Here is a 13941-nt window from a genome sequence, read left to right on the forward strand (position 1 = left end):
TCATCCAGCTTTCTTGTCAGGGGCTGTGATGCCGCGTCACGATTGCGTCGTGCCGCCGGGTAAGTTAACCCTTGGCCGGACTTGAAATTGCCAGCAATCGCGAGCCGGAGGAGACAGGGATGACCGGGATCGAACGGGAATCGATGGAGTATGATGTGGTGATCGTGGGGGCGGGTCCTGCGGGCCTGTCTGCGGCGATCCGCCTGAAGCAACTCGATGCCGATCTGTCGGTCGTCGTGCTGGAAAAGGGCTCCGAGGTCGGGGCGCATATCCTGTCGGGCGCGGTGCTGGATCCTTCGGGCCTTGATGCGCTGTTGCCCGATTGGCGTGGGATGGGCGCGCCCATCACCGTGCCGGTGCAGGAGGACAACTTCTACGTGCTGGGGCCGGCCGGGCAGATCCGGGTGCCGAACTGGCCGATGCCGCCGCTGATGTCGAACCACGGCAACTACATCGTCAGCATGGGAAATGTCTGCCGCTGGATGGCGGGCGTGGCCGAAGGACTGGGGGTCGAGATCTTCCCGGGCATGGCCGCGTCAGAGCTGGTCTATGGGCCGGACGGCGCCGTGAAGGGCGTGGTCGCGGGCGAGTTCGGCAAGAACCCCGACGGCACCATCGGCGACGGCTATGAGCCCGGGATGGAACTGCTGGGCAAATACGTCTTCCTGTCCGAAGGCGTGCGCGGCAGCCTTGCGAAAGAGGTTATGGCGAAGTTCGAGCTGTCCAAGGGCAAATGCCCGCAGAAATTCGGCCTCGGCATGAAGGAAATCTGGGAGATCGACCCTGCCAAGCATAAGCCCGGCACCGTCACCCACACGATGGGCTGGCCGCTTGGCAGCAAGGCCGGCGGCGGGTCGTTCATCTACCACATGGACAACAACCAGGTGTTGGTCGGCTTTGTCGTTCACCTGAACTACGAGAACCCCTACCTCTACCCCTACATGGAATTCCAGCAGTTCAAGCACCATCCGATGGTGGCGGAGTTGCTGGAGGGCGGCAAGCGCGTGGCTTACGGCGCGCGGGCGATCTCCGAGGGCGGCTGGCAGTCGATCCCCAAGGTGGTGTTCCCGGGCGGGGCGCTGCTGGGATGCTCGGCCGGGCTGGTCAACGTGCCGCGGATCAAGGGTAACCACAACGCCATGCTGTCGGGCAAGGCCGCGGCAGAGGCGGCCTATGAAGCCATCGGCGCCGGGCGGCAGGGCGACGAACTGACGGCTTATGAGAGCGACCTGCGCAGCGGGCCGGTGGCCAAGGACCTCAAGAAGGTACGCAACGTCAAGCCGTTCTGGTCCAAGTACGGGCTGACGGCCAGCCTGATGCTGGGCGGGGCCGACATGTGGTTCGCCTCGATCTTCGGCGGCACCCTCTTCGGCACCCTGCGCCATGGCAAATCCGATGCGGCAGCCACGGGCGAGGCGGCGAAGTTCAAGCCGATCGAATATCCGCGCCCGGATGGCAAGCTGTCCTTCGACCGGCTGACCAACGTCGCCTTCTCGGCCACCAATCACGAGGAAAGCCAGCCCTGCCACCTGAAGCTGCGCGACCCGTCGATCCCGATTGCGGTGAACCTGCCCAAATACGCCGAACCGGCAACCCGCTATTGCCCGGCCGGGGTCTATGAGGTGTTGACGGACGAAGCGGGCAACGCGCGCTTCCAGATCAACTTCCAGAACTGTGTGCATTGCAAGACCTGCGACATCAAGGATCCCAGCCAGAACATCGTCTGGACCACGCCGCAGGGGGGCGACGGGCCGAACTATCCAAACATGTGACAATCGCGTGTGATCGGCGGCAGCGCGCCCCTTGCGCTACTGCCGCCGATTGCCAAGCGGTGCCTTGCGGCCTACCTTCGGTGAACTTGCCAGAAGGAATTGCCGTGTGATCCGTTTTCGCCGACTTGCGCTGATTGCCTCTGCTTCTGCGCTCGCGCTGAGCCTTGCCACGGCCGTGCGTGCCGAGGCAGAGGTCGCCGCGGGCCCCTACCTTGCTGCCCGCGTCGCCAGCGCCCATAGCGACTATCGCGAGGCAGCCACGTATTACACCCAGGCCCTGGCCCGCGATCCTTCGAACGCGCTGCTGCTGGAAAGCGCGATCCTGGCGCAGCTTGGCCTTGGCGAGATCCAGCGGGCGGTTCCGGTCGCCACGGCAATGCTGGGCAGCGGTCGCGAAAGCCAGGTGGCCGATCTGGTGCTGCTGGTCGATCTGGCCAAGCGCGGCGAGTTCGATGCGGCGCTGGAGCGGCTGGAGGCTGGCACCACCGTGGGACCTCTGGTCGAGGGGCTGTTCCGGGCCTGGGCCGAGCTTGGCCGTGGCCAGATGTCCGAAGCGCAGACTGCCTTTGACGAGGTGACCGAAGTTCAGGGGCTGGAGCTGTTCGGGGCCTATCACAAGGCGCTGGCGCTGGCCTCGGTCGGTGATTTCGAAGGAGCCGACGCGATCCTTGCGGGGGAAGCCGCCGGACCGCTGTCGCTGACCCGCCGCGGCGTGATCGCCCATGCCGAGGTGCTGAGCCAGCTGGAGCGCAACCCCGCCGCCATCGAGCTGATCGACAAGGCCTTCGGCAACGAGCCGGACCCGACGCTGGAGGCGATGCGTGCGCAGCTGGAGGCGGGCGAGATGCTGCCCTTCACCGTTGTGACCAGCCCCGCCGACGGGATGGCCGAACTGTTCCACTCGCTCGCCGGCGCGCTGAGCGGCGAGGCGACCGACGTGTTCACGCTGGTCTATGCAAGGCTTGGCGAATACCTGCGCCCCGATCATGTCGATGCGATCCTGCTGGTGGCCGCGCTCCTGGAAAGCCAGGACCAGTATGATCTGGCCACCGTTTCCTACAACCGCATCCCGCGCGACGATCCGGCCTATCCGGTCGCGGAACTGGGCCGGGCCGAGGCGCTGATTGCCGCGGACCGGATGGATGCCGCGATCGAGGCCCTGCAGCAACTGGCCAAGTCCTACCCCGATCAGGAAGTGATCTCGGCCACTCTGGGCGACGTGCTGCGCCGGGCCGAGCGGTATGAGGAGGCGATCGGCGCCTATGACGCCGCCATCGCGCTGTTCGGCGAGGAAAGCGCGGGCCAATGGCCGGTCTATTACGCCCGCGGCATCTGCCACGAGCGGCAGAACCGCCACGACTCTGCCGAGGCCGACATGCGCAAGGCTCTGGAACTGCAGCCGGATCAGCCGCAGGTGCTGAACTACCTGGGCTATTCCTTCCTCGAACAGGGCCGCAATTTCGACGAGGCGCTGGCGATGATCGAAAGCGCCGTCGCCGCCCGGCCGGAGGATGGCTATATCGTCGACAGCCTCGCCTGGGCCTATTACCGCCTGGGCCGTTATGCTGAAGCCGTGGCGCCGATGGAACGCGCGGTGGAGCTGATGCCGGTCGATGCAGTGGTCAACGACCATCTGGGCGATGTCTATTGGTCGGTGGGCCGCAAGCGCGAGGCCGAGTTCCAGTGGAGCCGGGCGCTGTCTTTCGCCGATGACAGCAGCGAGGCCGACGCGGACCGCATTCGCCGCAAGCTGGAGATCGGGCTCGATGCCGTGCTGGCGGCGGAAGGTGCAGCCCCGCTCGCCGTTTCCCAGAATGCCGACTGAAGGCTTCGCGCCCGCCAAGGTCAACCTCGCGCTGCATGTCACCGGGCAACGGGCGGATGGCTATCACCTGCTGGACAGCCTGGTGGTCTTTGCCGATGTCGGGGACCGGCTGACGGCAGAGGCGGCTGACGATCTGACCCTGCAAGTCACAGGGCCACGTGCCGAAGGAGTGCCGACGGGGCCGGAAAACCTCGTGTTGCGCGCGGCCCGGTTGCTGGACCCATCGCGCGGCGCGCGCCTGACGCTCGACAAGCATCTGCCCGCTGCGGCCGGGATCGGCGGCGGGTCTTCGGATGCGGCGGCGGCGCTGCGGGTTCTGGCGCGGCTGTGGGAACTGCCGCTGCCCGCGGCCGAGGCGACGGCGGTGCTGGGGGCCGATGTGCCGGTCTGCCTGGACGCGCGGCCCCGTCGAATGGCCGGGATCGGGGATCAGTTGTCCGATGTGCCGCCCTTGCCGCCCGCCTGGCTGGTGCTGGTCAATCCGGGGGTGCCGGTGTCAACGCCTGCCGTGTTCCGGGCGCTTGACCGCAAGGATGGCGCGCCGATGCCTGAGGTGCCCGCTTGCACAGATGCCGCCACCTTCGCCGCGTTCCTGCTGGGGCTGCGCAACGATCTGGAGCCGCCCGCCCGCGCCCTGCAGCCGCAGGTGAGCGAGGTTCTGGCCGCGCTTGGCGCACAGACCGGGTGCCTTCTGGCGCGGATGTCGGGGTCTGGGGCGACCTGCTTTGGCCTCTTCGCTGCCGAGGCGCCGGCCCGGGGCGCGGCCGCAGCCCTTGCGGCAGCGGCGGCAGGCTGGTGGGTGCAGGCAGCGCGGATGCTGCCCGCGCCGGATCAGGAGACGCGCGCCACCACGTAATCGGCCAGATCGGCCAGCATCTCGCGCAGCGGATGCGGAGGTAGCGCCGTCAGCGCGGCCTTGGCCTTGGCGGCCCAGTCCAGTGCCTCGGCCCGCGTCGCCTGCAGCGTGCCGTGCTTTTGCATCAGCGCCAGCGCCTGCTGCAGATCGCCCTCGCGCTGGTCGCCCTTCTCGATGACCCGGACCCAGAAGGCGCGCTCTTCCGCATCGGCCAGCGCTACCGCCTTGATCACCGGCAGCGTCAGCTTGCGCTCGCGGAAATCGTCGCCGGTATTCTTGCCGATCACCTCGGACAGCCCGCCGTAATCCAAAAGGTCATCGACGATCTGGAAGGCGATGCCAAGCGCGTCGCCATAGGCGTGCAGGGCCTGCACCTGATCCTCGGGCGCGCCGGCGATGACGCCGCCCACCTCGGTTGCCGCGGAAAACAGCGCGGCGGTCTTGCCGCGGATCACCTGCAGGTAGACGCCCTCATCCGTCGCCAGATCCTGCGCGGCGGTCAGCTGCAGCACCTCGCCCTCGGCAATCACCGCCGAGGCGTTGGACAGGATCCCCATCACCCGCATCGACCCGGTTTCCGTCATCAGCTGGAAGCTGCGCGCGAACAGGTAATCGCCGACCAGAACCGAGGATTTGTTGTCCCACAGCAGGTTGGCCGTGGGCCGCCCGCGCCGCTGGGTGCTTTCATCGACCACATCGTCATGCAGCAGGGTCGCGGTGTGGATGAACTCCACCGTCGCCGCCAGATGCACGTGATAGGGGCCGCCATAGCCGCACATCCGTGCCGCCGCCAGCGTCAGCATCGGGCGCAGGCGCTTGCCGCCGGCCTCGACCAGATGCGCCGTCACCTCGGGGATCCGCGGTGCGTGCTGCGAGGCCATCCGGTCCCGGATCAGCAGGTTCACGCGTTCCATATCCGCGGCCAGATGTTCGGCCAGGCGGTCATGCGGTTTGGTTGCGGCGTCGTCCAAGCTCATCGTTACCCCGTTGACGCTCGACAATTCCCGGCGTCTGCCCTTTAGTCGCGGACCATGAAGGAACTCTTGCGCACCAACGATCCCACGAAGATCGCCTATGCCACCGTCCTGCTTCAGGGCGAGGGTATAGCGGCGTTTCAGATGGACGTCCACATGAGTGTCCTTGAAGGCTCGATCGGCATCTTGCCGCGGCGGATCATGGTGCGGGACCAGGATCTGTTCCTGGCGCGCGCCGTGCTGGCCGATAACGGGATCGGGACCGAGCTTTAGCATGTTCGCCGCGGATGACCTGACCGATGACGGGTTTCTGGGCGGGCGGCTGCGGGTGCTGCAGCCGCGCAGTGGCTACCGCGCCGCGACCGATCCGGTGTTTCTGGCCGCCGCCGTCGCTGCGCAGCCGGGGCAGGCGGTGCTGGAGCTGGGATGCGGGGCCGGGGTGGCGTCGCTGTGCCTTGCGGCGCGGGTGCCGGGGCTGGTGCAGGCGGGGCTGGAGCTGCAGCCGGCCTATGCCGATCTGGCGCGCCAGAATGCCGCGCGCAATGGCCTGCCGCTGGAGGTGCTGGAGGGGGATCTGGCCGCCATGCCCGCCCTTTTGCGGGCGCGCTGCTTCGACCATGTCATCGCCAACCCGCCCTTCTATCCGGCGGGGGGCGGCACCGCCTGCGCCGATCCGGGGCGCGAGACGGCACAGCGCGAGGCGACCCCCTTGGCGGACTGGGTTGCGGCCGGGTTGCGGCGGCTGCATCCGGGCGGCTGGCTGACGATCATCCAGGAGGCGCACCGCTTGCCAGACCTGCTGGTCGCCCTGTCTGCCAGGACCGGCAGCATCACCGCGCTGCCCTTGGTGGCGCGGATCGGGAGGCCGGCGGGGCGGGTGATCGTGCAGGCGCGCAAGGGCGGACGCGGGCGCTTCACGCTCGCACCGCCGCTGGTCCTGCACGACGGCGCAGCGCATGATGGCGACCGCGAGAACCATTCCGATATGGCGGCGGCGATCCTGCGCAAGGGGGCGGCGCTGGAAATTCGGGCAGGCGGCGGGGCATCGCTGCGCAGCGATTAGCACTTCGGCAAGAATTGGCAGGCGACACTGGAATTCGCCGGGTGGGTCATCGTGGCGCGTGACACGACTCAGGTTGTGTGATGGAATTATGACTGGTTCAACAGGAGAAGGAGACGACCATGACTCTCAGTTCGCACCTGACGGAACTTCGCAAGAAGCATCAGCATCTTTCGGATCAGGTGGAAAGCGCACAGCGCAGTCCGGCCACCGATGATCTGATGATCGCCGAGATGAAGAAGAAGAAACTTCGCATCAAGGAAGAGATCGGCCGCCTGTCGCAGGCCTGATCGCACGGATATCAATCACTTAGCCCGCGCGCTGGCCCAGGCGGCCAGCGCCGCACCCCCCGCAACCAGCCCCGCCGCCAGCAGCAGCCGCAGGTCCGCCTGCGCCTGTCCCGCCAGCACGAGGGCCAGCGTCGACAGCAGCGGCGCCGCATAGGATGCGGTGCCGAGGACTTGGATATCGCCTTTCTTCACGCCAATATCCCAGACGTAGAAGGCGAGTCCCACAGGGCCGAGGCCGAGGGCCAGAACCGACAGCCAGCCCACCCCGCTTTGCGGCCAGACGGTCGCTTCGGTAAGCACATGCGCCACGGCGGACAGCACCGCCGTGGCGAGACAGAACACCGCGACCGATGCGGTGGGCACCTCGCCCAGTCGGCGCGAGAGCACGGAGTAGGTCGCCCATGTCAGGGCGCAGAGGAAAGCGAGGCCATAGCCGGCCAGCGCCGTTTCTGTCAACGTGACGCCACCCTCGACGAGCCGTCCGCCGACGATCAGCGCCGCCCCGGCGAATGCGACGGTCGCGCCTAGGATGTGCAAACCGGTTAGCCTTTCCCCCGGCAGCAGGCCCGAGAACAGCACGATCAGCAGCGGCCAGAGATAGGCGATCAGCCCCGCCTCGGCCGCCGGTGCCATGCGCAGGGCCGAGAAATACAACAGGTGATAGCCGAAAAGCCCGGCAGTCCCGAAGGCATAGACCTTCCAGGACACCCGCCGCAGCTGCCCGAACCCGCCGCTGCGCGCCACCCAGACCAGCCCGAGCGCCCCGCCCACAGCAAAGGTCAGCGCGTTCAGCAGCAGCGGTGGCACAGGGGCCGAGCCGACGGTGAACAGCGCCAGCAGCGACCACAGCAGGATGGCGATGAAACCGAAGGCGGTGGCGCGGGTGCGGGTCATGGCGGGCTCCTGGATGCCCGCGCATCATCCGCGCTGCGTTGCCGCAAGCAAGCCCCCAAAATGCGAAAGGGCCGGCCCCGCAGGGCCGGCCCCATAGCGTTCGCAAGCAATCAGACGAAGTACTGCCCGCCATTGGCGCTGATCGTCGCGCCGGTGATGAAGCCGGCATCGTCGCCCGCAAGGAACACCACGCAGCGCGCGATTTCCTCGGGCGCGCCCAGACGGCCGACCGGGATCTGCGCGATGATGCTCTCACGCACCTTTTCCGGCACCGCCATCACCATTTCCGTGCCGATATAGCCCGGGCAGATCGCGTTGACGGTAATCCCGGCGCGCGCGCCCTCTTGCGCCAGCGCCTTGGTGAAGCCCAGATCGCCTGCCTTCGCCGCCGAGTAGTTGGCTTGCCCGGCCTGGCCTTTCTGGCCGTTGATCGACGAGATGTTGATGACGCGGCCGAACTTGCGGTCGCGCATCCCCGGCCAGAGCGGGTGGGTCATGTTGAACAGGCCCGACAGGTTGGTGTCCATCACCTCCTGCCACATCTGGCGGGTCATCTTGTGGAACATCGAATCGCGGGTGATGCCGGCATTGTTAACCAGCACATCGACGGGGCCCAGATCGGCCTCGACCCGTGCGATGCCCTCGGCGCAGGCGTCGTAATCGGCGACCGACCATTTATAGGCCGGGATGCCGGTCTCTTCGGTGAATTTCGCCGCGGCTTCGTCATTGCCGGCATAGTTTGCCGCGACCTTGTAACCGGCCGCCTGAAGCGCCAGCGAGATCGCCGCGCCAATGCCCCGGGTGCCGCCGGTGACGAGTGCTACTTTGGACATGATTCCTCCCTCGTGGAAATGTATTGAAACTCTGTTACCTAAAATGATTTCAGCGCGCAATATTATTGCGCGCTGAAATCACAAAGTTTCACAGACCTTCGATGCACATCGCAACGCCCATGCCGCCGCCGATGCACAGCGTGGCAAGGCCCTTCTTGGCCCCGCGGCGCTTCATCTCGAAGAGCAGCGTGTTGAGGATCCGCGCGCCCGAGGCGCCGATCGGGTGGCCGATGGCGATGGCGCCGCCATTGACGTTCACCACCTCGGGGTTCCAGCCCATGTCCTTGTTCACGGCGCAGGCCTGCGCCGCAAAGGCCTCGTTCGCCTCGACCAGATCGAGGTCGGTGGCCTTCCAGCCGGCCTTTTCCAGCGCCTTGCGGCTGGCATGGATCGGCCCGACGCCCATGATCGACGGATCGAGCCCGGCAGTGGCATAGGAGGCGATGCGCGCCAGCGGGGTCAGCCCGCGCCTGGCGGCCTCATCCTCGGACATCAGGATCACGGCGGCGGCGCCGTCGTTGAGGCCCGAGGCGTTGCCGGCGGTGACGGTGCCGTCCTTGGTGAAGGCCGGGCGCAGCTTGGTCATCGAGTCGAGCGTGGCGCCGGCGCGGATGTATTCGTCGGCATCCACCACCGTCTCGCCCTTGCGGGTCTTGATGGTGAAGGCGATGATCTCATCGGCGAACTTGCCGGCCTTCTGCGCCGCCTCGGCCTTGTTCTGGCTGGCGACGGCGAATTCGTCCTGCATCTCGCGGCTGATCTGCCACTGGTTCGCCACGTTCTCGGCGGTCTGGCCCATGTGGTAGCCGTTGAACGCATCCCAGAGCCCGTCGCGGATCATCGAGTCGATGAAGGACACGTCGCCCATCTTGTAGCCTTGGCGCAGATGCGCGACGTGGGGCGAGAGCGACATGTTCTCCTGCCCGCCGGCGGCGACGATGGCGGCATCGCCCAGCATCACATGCTGCGCGCCGAGCGCGACGGCGCGCAGGCCCGAGCCGCAGACCTGGTTGATTGACCAGGCGGCGCTTTCCTTGGGCAGGCCGGCATTGACATGCGCCTGGCGGGCGGGGTTCTGGCCTTGGCCAGCGGTCAGCACCTGGCCGAGGATGGTTTCCGAGACATCGGATTTCTCGATCCCGGCGCGCGCGACCACGGCCTCCAGCACGGCGGCGCCGAGGTCATGGGCCGGCGTGGCGGCAAAGGCCCCATTGAAACTGCCAACGGCCGTGCGGGCCGCCGAAACGATTACGACATTGGTCATGAGGGTCCTCTCCCTTGGCACGGAAATGGTGCAGGAGGGACCCGGAAGCGCCCTCCCGACGCTGTGTCGCAGAATGACCTAAGGAAACCTTGGGTCAAGCGCAATGGCGGGGTCGGCGCTGCAACCTCGCCATGCGCCCAGAGCCCGCGACAGGTTGGCACGGGCCCCTCATCCGGCTTGCAGCAGCCTCTGCGGTGCCGGAGAGCGCCAGGGCGGCTGGATCGTCGGCGCGCCGAAGTAATAGCCCTGCAGGCAGTCGAAGCCGATGCCCTGAAGATAGGCGGCATCCTCGGCGGTTTCGACGGCCTCGGCGACGGTGAACATGTCGAAATGCCGTGAGATCGACAGCAGCGCCTCGGTCAGGACCTGGTTGTCCGGGTTGTCGGCGATGCCACGGATGAACTGTCCGTCGATCTTCACGAGGTCGAAGTAGAACTCGCGCAGATAGCGGAACGAGGTGTGACCGGCGCCGAAGTCATCGAGGGCAAAGGAGATGCCCCTGCATTGCTGGTCATGCATGAAGGCGCAAACGAGGTCCGGCAGCATCATCGCCGAGGATTCGGTGATCTCCAGAATCAGCCGCTCGCCGGCCGTGGGGTCGGTGCGCAGCCCGTCGGTCAGCACCTGCATCCAGTGCGGATAGCCGATGGAGCGGGCAGAGAGGTTGATGGCGAGCCGTAGCGCAGGGTTTTCCGCCAGCGCGATCAGGCCCATTTCCAGCGCCAGACAGTCGATCTTGCGGCCAAGGGGCGAGGTTTCGACGGTTTCGATGAAATCGGCGGCGGGAATCACCCGGCCGGTTTCATCCAGCACACGGATCAACCCTTCGTAGAAGGCGACGGTACCTGGCTTTGCGCCCTGAACAACGGGCTGGAAGGCCAGCACAACATCTTGACGGTCGATGGCGGTGCGCACCATCTCGATGGTGCTGCGCTTGCGCTCGGCCACGGCGAAGGCCAGCGGGCTTTGCAACTCGGCTGGCACATCGAGGGCCTGCATGTCATCCGGTCTGCGCATCGAACCCTCCGTCACCACGCGGGATTTATCGGGCCGGGCGGGTTAAGATGGGGTGAAGAGGCGGAGGACCGGATGGACGACACAAGATGTAGCTGGTGCGGGAGCGATCCGCTCTATGTCGCGTATCATGACGAGGAATGGGGCGTGCCGGAGCCGGACGGGCGGGCGCTGTGGGAGAAGTTGGTGCTGGACGGGTTTCAGGCCGGGCTGGCCTGGATCACCATCCTGCGGAAGCGGGACGGATTTCGCGATGCTTTTCAGGGGTTTGATCCGCAAGTCATCGCCGGGTGGGGCGAGCAGGATGTGCTGCGGCTGCTGGCAAATCCGGGGATCGTGCGGCATCGGGGGAAGATCGAGGCGACGATCGGGAATGCGCGGGCTTACCTGAAAATCGAGCAGGAACAGGGGTTTGCGCCGTTCCTGTGGGGCTTTGTCGGCGGCGCGCCCCTGCAGCCGCGGCGGGCGACGATGGGCGAGGTTCCGACGACGACAGCCGAGGCAGAAGCGATGTCCAAGGCGTTGAAAAAGGCTGGGTTTCGCTTTTGCGGGCCGACGATTGTCTATGCCTTCATGCAGGCGACGGGGATGGTGAACGACCATATCGTGACCTGCCGCTGCCATGAGCGGGTCCTAGATATGGGGGCGGGGTTCCGGCTGGGCTGATCTGGAAAGCGTATGGAAACCATATGGCAACCATACATACGATTTTCCGGACGGGCCCGACCCCTTACTCCTCAGTGGCGATCAGCGCGCCGATCAGCGCCTTGGCCTCTGGCCCGTCCCAATGCGCGTCGCCCTGCATCCGCGCGATCTCGCGCCCCTCGGGATCGAGGATCACGGTGACCGGCAGGCCGAGCACGGCCATCTGCCGGGCGAGCGCCTGCTTGGGGTCGCGCAGCATCGGCAGCTGGGTGATCTCCTCATCCGCGAAGAAATCCTTGATCGCGGGCACCGGGTTGCGGCCGGTGGCGATGGTGACGACGGCGAAACGATCCCCGCCAAGCTCTGCCTGCAGCCGGTCGAGCGCCGGCATCTCGGCCCGGCAGGGGGCGCACCATGTGGCCCAGAAGTTCAGCAGCACGTATTTGCCGCGGTAGTCGGCCAGCGGCACCTCGGCATCGGCTTCGTCGATCACCACGGCGTCCAGCGGCGCGGCGGGTTCGTTCGCCAGCACCAGCTTGCGCATGTCGCCCTGCAGGAAGGGCGCAAGGTCGGGCGCGGCGAATGCGGGATTCGCGCCAATCGCAAGGGCTGCGGCATTTGCACCAAGCACAAGGGCCGTGTAGAGGACGGCGGAACGGATCAGACGCATTTTGCCTCCTTCGGGGGCCGGGGACAGGACCGACATGACCGACAGCGCCAAGGATAACCAGCCCTCCAACCAGATGTGGGGCGGGCGTTTCGCCGCAGGGCCGGACGCGATCATGGAGGCGATCAACGCCTCTATCTCGTTCGACAAGCGGCTTTACGCGCAGGATATCCGCGGCAGCCGGGCCCATGCCGCCATGTTGGCAGCCACGGGCATCGTCACCGATAGCGATGCGGCGGCGATCCGGGAAGGCCTGCTCACGGTCTTGTCAGAGATCGAGGGCGGGGAGTTCCCGTTCCGGGTGGCGCTGGAAGACATCCACATGAACGTGGAGGCGCGGCTGAAGGAGATCATCGGCGAGCCTGCCGGGCGGCTGCACACGGCGCGCAGCCGCAACGATCAGGTGGCGACCGATTTCCGGCTGTGGGTGCGCGAGCAATGCGATGCGGCGGGGCAGGGCCTTCAGGCGCTGATCGGCGCGCTGCTGGGGCAGGCAGAGGTTGGCGCCGCCTGGGTGATGCCGGGCTTCACCCATCTGCAGACAGCGCAGCCGGTGACATGGGGGCATCACATGATGGCCTATGTCGAGATGTTCGGGCGAGACATGAGCCGCTTTGCCGATGCCCGCGCGCGGATGAACGAGAGCCCCTTGGGGGCGGCGGCGCTGGCCGGCACCTCGTTCCCCATCGACCGGCACATGACGGCCGAGGCGCTTGGTTTCGACCGGCCGATGGCCAACAGCCTCGATGCGGTCAGCGACCGGGATTTCGCGCTGGAGTTTCTGGCGGCGTCTTCCATCTGCGCGATGCACCTGAGCCGGTTTGCGGAGGAGCTGGTGATCTGGTCCTCGGCGCAGTTCCGCTTCGTGGCGCTGTCGGACAGGTTTTCCACCGGGTCGTCGATCATGCCGCAGAAGAAGAATCCCGATGCGGCAGAGCTGATCCGCGCCAAGATCGGCCGGATTCTGGGGGCGACGGTGGCGCTGTTCACGGTGATGAAGGGGCTGCCGCTGGCCTATTCCAAGGACATGCAGGAAGACAAGGAACAGGTCTTCGACGCCGCCGATACGCTGATGCTGGCGCTGGCGGCGATGGAGGGGATGGTGCGCGACATGACGGCGCGGGTCGAGAACCTCGAGAAGGCGGCGGCGAGCGGCTTTTCGACGGCGACCGATCTGGCCGACTGGCTGGTGCGCGAGCTGGGCCTGCCGTTCCGCGAGGCGCATCACGTCACCGGCGCGCTGGTGGCGCTGGCCGAGGGCAAAGGTTGTGACCTGCCGGAGCTGACGCTGGCCGAGATGCAGTCGGCCCATGCCGGGATCGACCAGCAGGTCTATTCGGTGCTGGGGGTTCACAACTCGGTCGCCAGCCGGCAAAGCTATGGTGGGACCGCGCCCGATCAGGTGCGCGCGCAGGTGGCGCGGTGGCGCGAGCGGCTGGGAGAGGTGCGATGACACGGATGGTTGTTCTGGCGCTGCTGGCGCTGGCGGCATGCGGGGCCGATGGGCCGCCGGTGGCGCCTTCGGGCGATGCGCCGGGGGTGACGGTGAGCGGAACGGCGCAGTTCGGGGTGACGGGGCGGATGTGAGGCGCAGTCAGAGGGCTGCGCCCGTCCGCCGGGTGGGCGCAGCGACGCTCGTTCTAGGCGCTTTATGGTGCGGCCCACCTCCACCGGCGTTCTAGGCGCAGGCGTTGCCGAGCGCCCGCCCGAGGGGGGCGGACGGGCGCTGCCCGGCGGCGCTGAAGCGCCTTGTTCCGGGCAAGGAAGGAAGGCTCTCAAGCCCAGACTGCTTTCCCACGCGCACCCCGCTTTCCTTGCACCGGCCGATGCTTTAGACCCGACCCATA

15 protein-coding genes are annotated in these 13941 nt (G+C 66.9%); 9 read left to right on the forward strand and 6 right to left on the reverse strand.

Going from position 1 to position 13941, the window contains the following annotated elements:
• Nucleotides 1-119 precede the first annotated feature (119 nt).
• The 3 genes from GVY41_RS01875 to GVY41_RS01885 all read left to right on the forward strand — a co-directional run bounded on the left by GVY41_RS01875 (nucleotide 120) and on the right by GVY41_RS01885 (nucleotide 4453).
• The gene (locus tag GVY41_RS01875; RefSeq protein ID WP_161342811.1) at nucleotides 120-1772 is read left to right on the forward strand and encodes an electron transfer flavoprotein-ubiquinone oxidoreductase; all 1653 of its coding nucleotides are present in this window, start codon (nucleotides 120-122) and stop codon (nucleotides 1770-1772) included.
• A 106-nt stretch (nucleotides 1773-1878) separates the two neighbouring features.
• The gene (locus tag GVY41_RS01880) at nucleotides 1879-3597 is read left to right on the forward strand and encodes a tetratricopeptide repeat protein (RefSeq protein ID WP_229725889.1); all 1719 of its coding nucleotides are present in this window, start codon (nucleotides 1879-1881) and stop codon (nucleotides 3595-3597) included.
• A complete protein-coding gene (locus tag GVY41_RS01885) occupies nucleotides 3587-4453 on the forward strand; it encodes a 4-(cytidine 5'-diphospho)-2-C-methyl-D-erythritol kinase (protein ID WP_161342813.1) in 867 nt (288 codons plus the stop codon). The genes GVY41_RS01880 and GVY41_RS01885 overlap by 11 nt, the downstream gene beginning before the upstream one ends.
• On the opposite strand, the gene GVY41_RS01890 is transcribed toward GVY41_RS01885, so the two are convergent.
• Complete coding sequence (locus GVY41_RS01890) at nucleotides 4429-5430, reverse strand: polyprenyl synthetase family protein (protein WP_161342815.1); 1002 nt, start codon at nucleotides 5428-5430, stop codon at nucleotides 4429-4431. The genes GVY41_RS01885 and GVY41_RS01890 overlap by 25 nt on opposite strands.
• 54 nt (nucleotides 5431-5484) lie before the next feature.
• Between GVY41_RS01890 and GVY41_RS01895 the strand changes: the two genes are divergently transcribed.
• From GVY41_RS01895 to GVY41_RS01905, 3 genes are all read left to right on the forward strand, one after another.
• Nucleotides 5485-5700, forward strand: a complete 216-nt coding sequence (locus GVY41_RS01895; RefSeq protein WP_161342817.1) for a putative signal transducing protein — start codon at nucleotides 5485-5487, stop codon at nucleotides 5698-5700.
• Between the two features lies 1 nt (nucleotide 5701).
• A complete protein-coding gene (locus GVY41_RS01900; RefSeq protein ID WP_161342818.1) occupies nucleotides 5702-6490 on the forward strand; it encodes a tRNA1(Val) (adenine(37)-N6)-methyltransferase in 789 nt (262 codons plus the stop codon).
• 119 nt (nucleotides 6491-6609) lie between these two features.
• Nucleotides 6610-6777, forward strand: coding sequence for a YdcH family protein (locus GVY41_RS01905; RefSeq protein WP_161342820.1), 168 nt, complete (start codon nucleotides 6610-6612; stop codon nucleotides 6775-6777).
• A gap of 15 nt (nucleotides 6778-6792) precedes the next feature.
• Here GVY41_RS01905 and yddG read toward each other — a convergent pair whose 3' ends face one another.
• From yddG to GVY41_RS01925, 4 genes are all read right to left on the reverse strand, one after another.
• A complete protein-coding gene (yddG, locus tag GVY41_RS01910) occupies nucleotides 6793-7671 on the reverse strand; it encodes an aromatic amino acid exporter YddG (protein WP_161342822.1) in 879 nt (292 codons plus the stop codon).
• 110 nt (nucleotides 7672-7781) lie between these two features.
• Nucleotides 7782-8504, reverse strand: coding sequence for a beta-ketoacyl-ACP reductase (gene phbB / locus GVY41_RS01915; RefSeq protein WP_161342824.1), 723 nt, complete (start codon nucleotides 8502-8504; stop codon nucleotides 7782-7784).
• Between the two features lie 88 nt (nucleotides 8505-8592).
• Nucleotides 8593-9768 (reverse strand): acetyl-CoA C-acetyltransferase, encoded by a 1176-nt coding sequence (locus GVY41_RS01920; RefSeq protein ID WP_161342826.1) that lies wholly within the window; start codon nucleotides 9766-9768, stop codon nucleotides 8593-8595.
• Nucleotides 9769-9936: 168 nt separating this feature from the next.
• Nucleotides 9937-10785, reverse strand: a complete 849-nt coding sequence (locus GVY41_RS01925; RefSeq protein WP_229725888.1) for an EAL domain-containing protein — start codon at nucleotides 10783-10785, stop codon at nucleotides 9937-9939.
• A 72-nt stretch (nucleotides 10786-10857) separates the two neighbouring features.
• Here GVY41_RS01925 and GVY41_RS01930 point away from each other — a divergent pair, with 72 nt between their 5' ends.
• A complete protein-coding gene (locus tag GVY41_RS01930) occupies nucleotides 10858-11448 on the forward strand; it encodes a DNA-3-methyladenine glycosylase I (protein ID WP_161342827.1) in 591 nt (196 codons plus the stop codon).
• A gap of 64 nt (nucleotides 11449-11512) precedes the next feature.
• Here GVY41_RS01930 and GVY41_RS01935 read toward each other — a convergent pair whose 3' ends face one another.
• Complete coding sequence (locus GVY41_RS01935) at nucleotides 11513-12097, reverse strand: TlpA disulfide reductase family protein (protein WP_161342829.1); 585 nt, start codon at nucleotides 12095-12097, stop codon at nucleotides 11513-11515.
• A 34-nt stretch (nucleotides 12098-12131) separates the two neighbouring features.
• Here GVY41_RS01935 and argH point away from each other — a divergent pair, with 34 nt between their 5' ends.
• Together argH and GVY41_RS20065 are read left to right on the forward strand one after the other, a co-directional pair.
• Nucleotides 12132-13547, forward strand: a complete 1416-nt coding sequence (argH, locus tag GVY41_RS01940; RefSeq protein WP_161342831.1) for an argininosuccinate lyase — start codon at nucleotides 12132-12134, stop codon at nucleotides 13545-13547.
• Complete coding sequence (locus GVY41_RS20065; RefSeq protein ID WP_163535468.1) at nucleotides 13544-13681, forward strand: hypothetical protein; 138 nt, start codon at nucleotides 13544-13546, stop codon at nucleotides 13679-13681. The genes argH and GVY41_RS20065 overlap by 4 nt, the downstream gene beginning before the upstream one ends.
• Nucleotides 13682-13941 lie beyond the last annotated feature (260 nt).

Source organism: Frigidibacter albus (genome assembly GCF_009908165.1).
GTDB classification, from domain to species: Bacteria; Pseudomonadota; Alphaproteobacteria; order Rhodobacterales; family Rhodobacteraceae; genus Frigidibacter; species Frigidibacter albus.

Coding starts and splice junctions, on each gene's coding strand:
- GVY41_RS01875 (WP_161342811.1), top strand. CDS start 120: ATGACCGGGATCGAACGGGAATCGATGGAGTATGATGTGGTGATCGTG.
- GVY41_RS01885 (WP_161342813.1), top strand. CDS start 3,587: ATGCCGACTGAAGGCTTCGCGCCCGCCAAGGTCAACCTCGCGCTGCAT.
- GVY41_RS01890 (WP_161342815.1), bottom strand. CDS start 5,430: ATGAGCTTGGACGACGCCGCAACCAAACCGCATGACCGCCTGGCCGAA.
- GVY41_RS01895 (WP_161342817.1), top strand. CDS start 5,485: ATGAAGGAACTCTTGCGCACCAACGATCCCACGAAGATCGCCTATGCC.
- GVY41_RS01900 (WP_161342818.1), top strand. CDS start 5,702: ATGTTCGCCGCGGATGACCTGACCGATGACGGGTTTCTGGGCGGGCGG.
- GVY41_RS01905 (WP_161342820.1), top strand. CDS start 6,610: ATGACTCTCAGTTCGCACCTGACGGAACTTCGCAAGAAGCATCAGCAT.
- yddG (WP_161342822.1), bottom strand. CDS start 7,671: ATGACCCGCACCCGCGCCACCGCCTTCGGTTTCATCGCCATCCTGCTG.
- phbB (WP_161342824.1), bottom strand. CDS start 8,504: ATGTCCAAAGTAGCACTCGTCACCGGCGGCACCCGGGGCATTGGCGCG.
- GVY41_RS01920 (WP_161342826.1), bottom strand. CDS start 9,768: ATGACCAATGTCGTAATCGTTTCGGCGGCCCGCACGGCCGTTGGCAGT.
- GVY41_RS01925 (WP_229725888.1), bottom strand. CDS start 10,785: ATGCGCAGACCGGATGACATGCAGGCCCTCGATGTGCCAGCCGAGTTG.
- GVY41_RS01930 (WP_161342827.1), top strand. CDS start 10,858: ATGGACGACACAAGATGTAGCTGGTGCGGGAGCGATCCGCTCTATGTC.
- GVY41_RS01935 (WP_161342829.1), bottom strand. CDS start 12,097: ATGCGTCTGATCCGTTCCGCCGTCCTCTACACGGCCCTTGTGCTTGGT.
- argH (WP_161342831.1), top strand. CDS start 12,132: ATGACCGACAGCGCCAAGGATAACCAGCCCTCCAACCAGATGTGGGGC.
- GVY41_RS20065 (WP_163535468.1), top strand. CDS start 13,544: ATGACACGGATGGTTGTTCTGGCGCTGCTGGCGCTGGCGGCATGCGGG.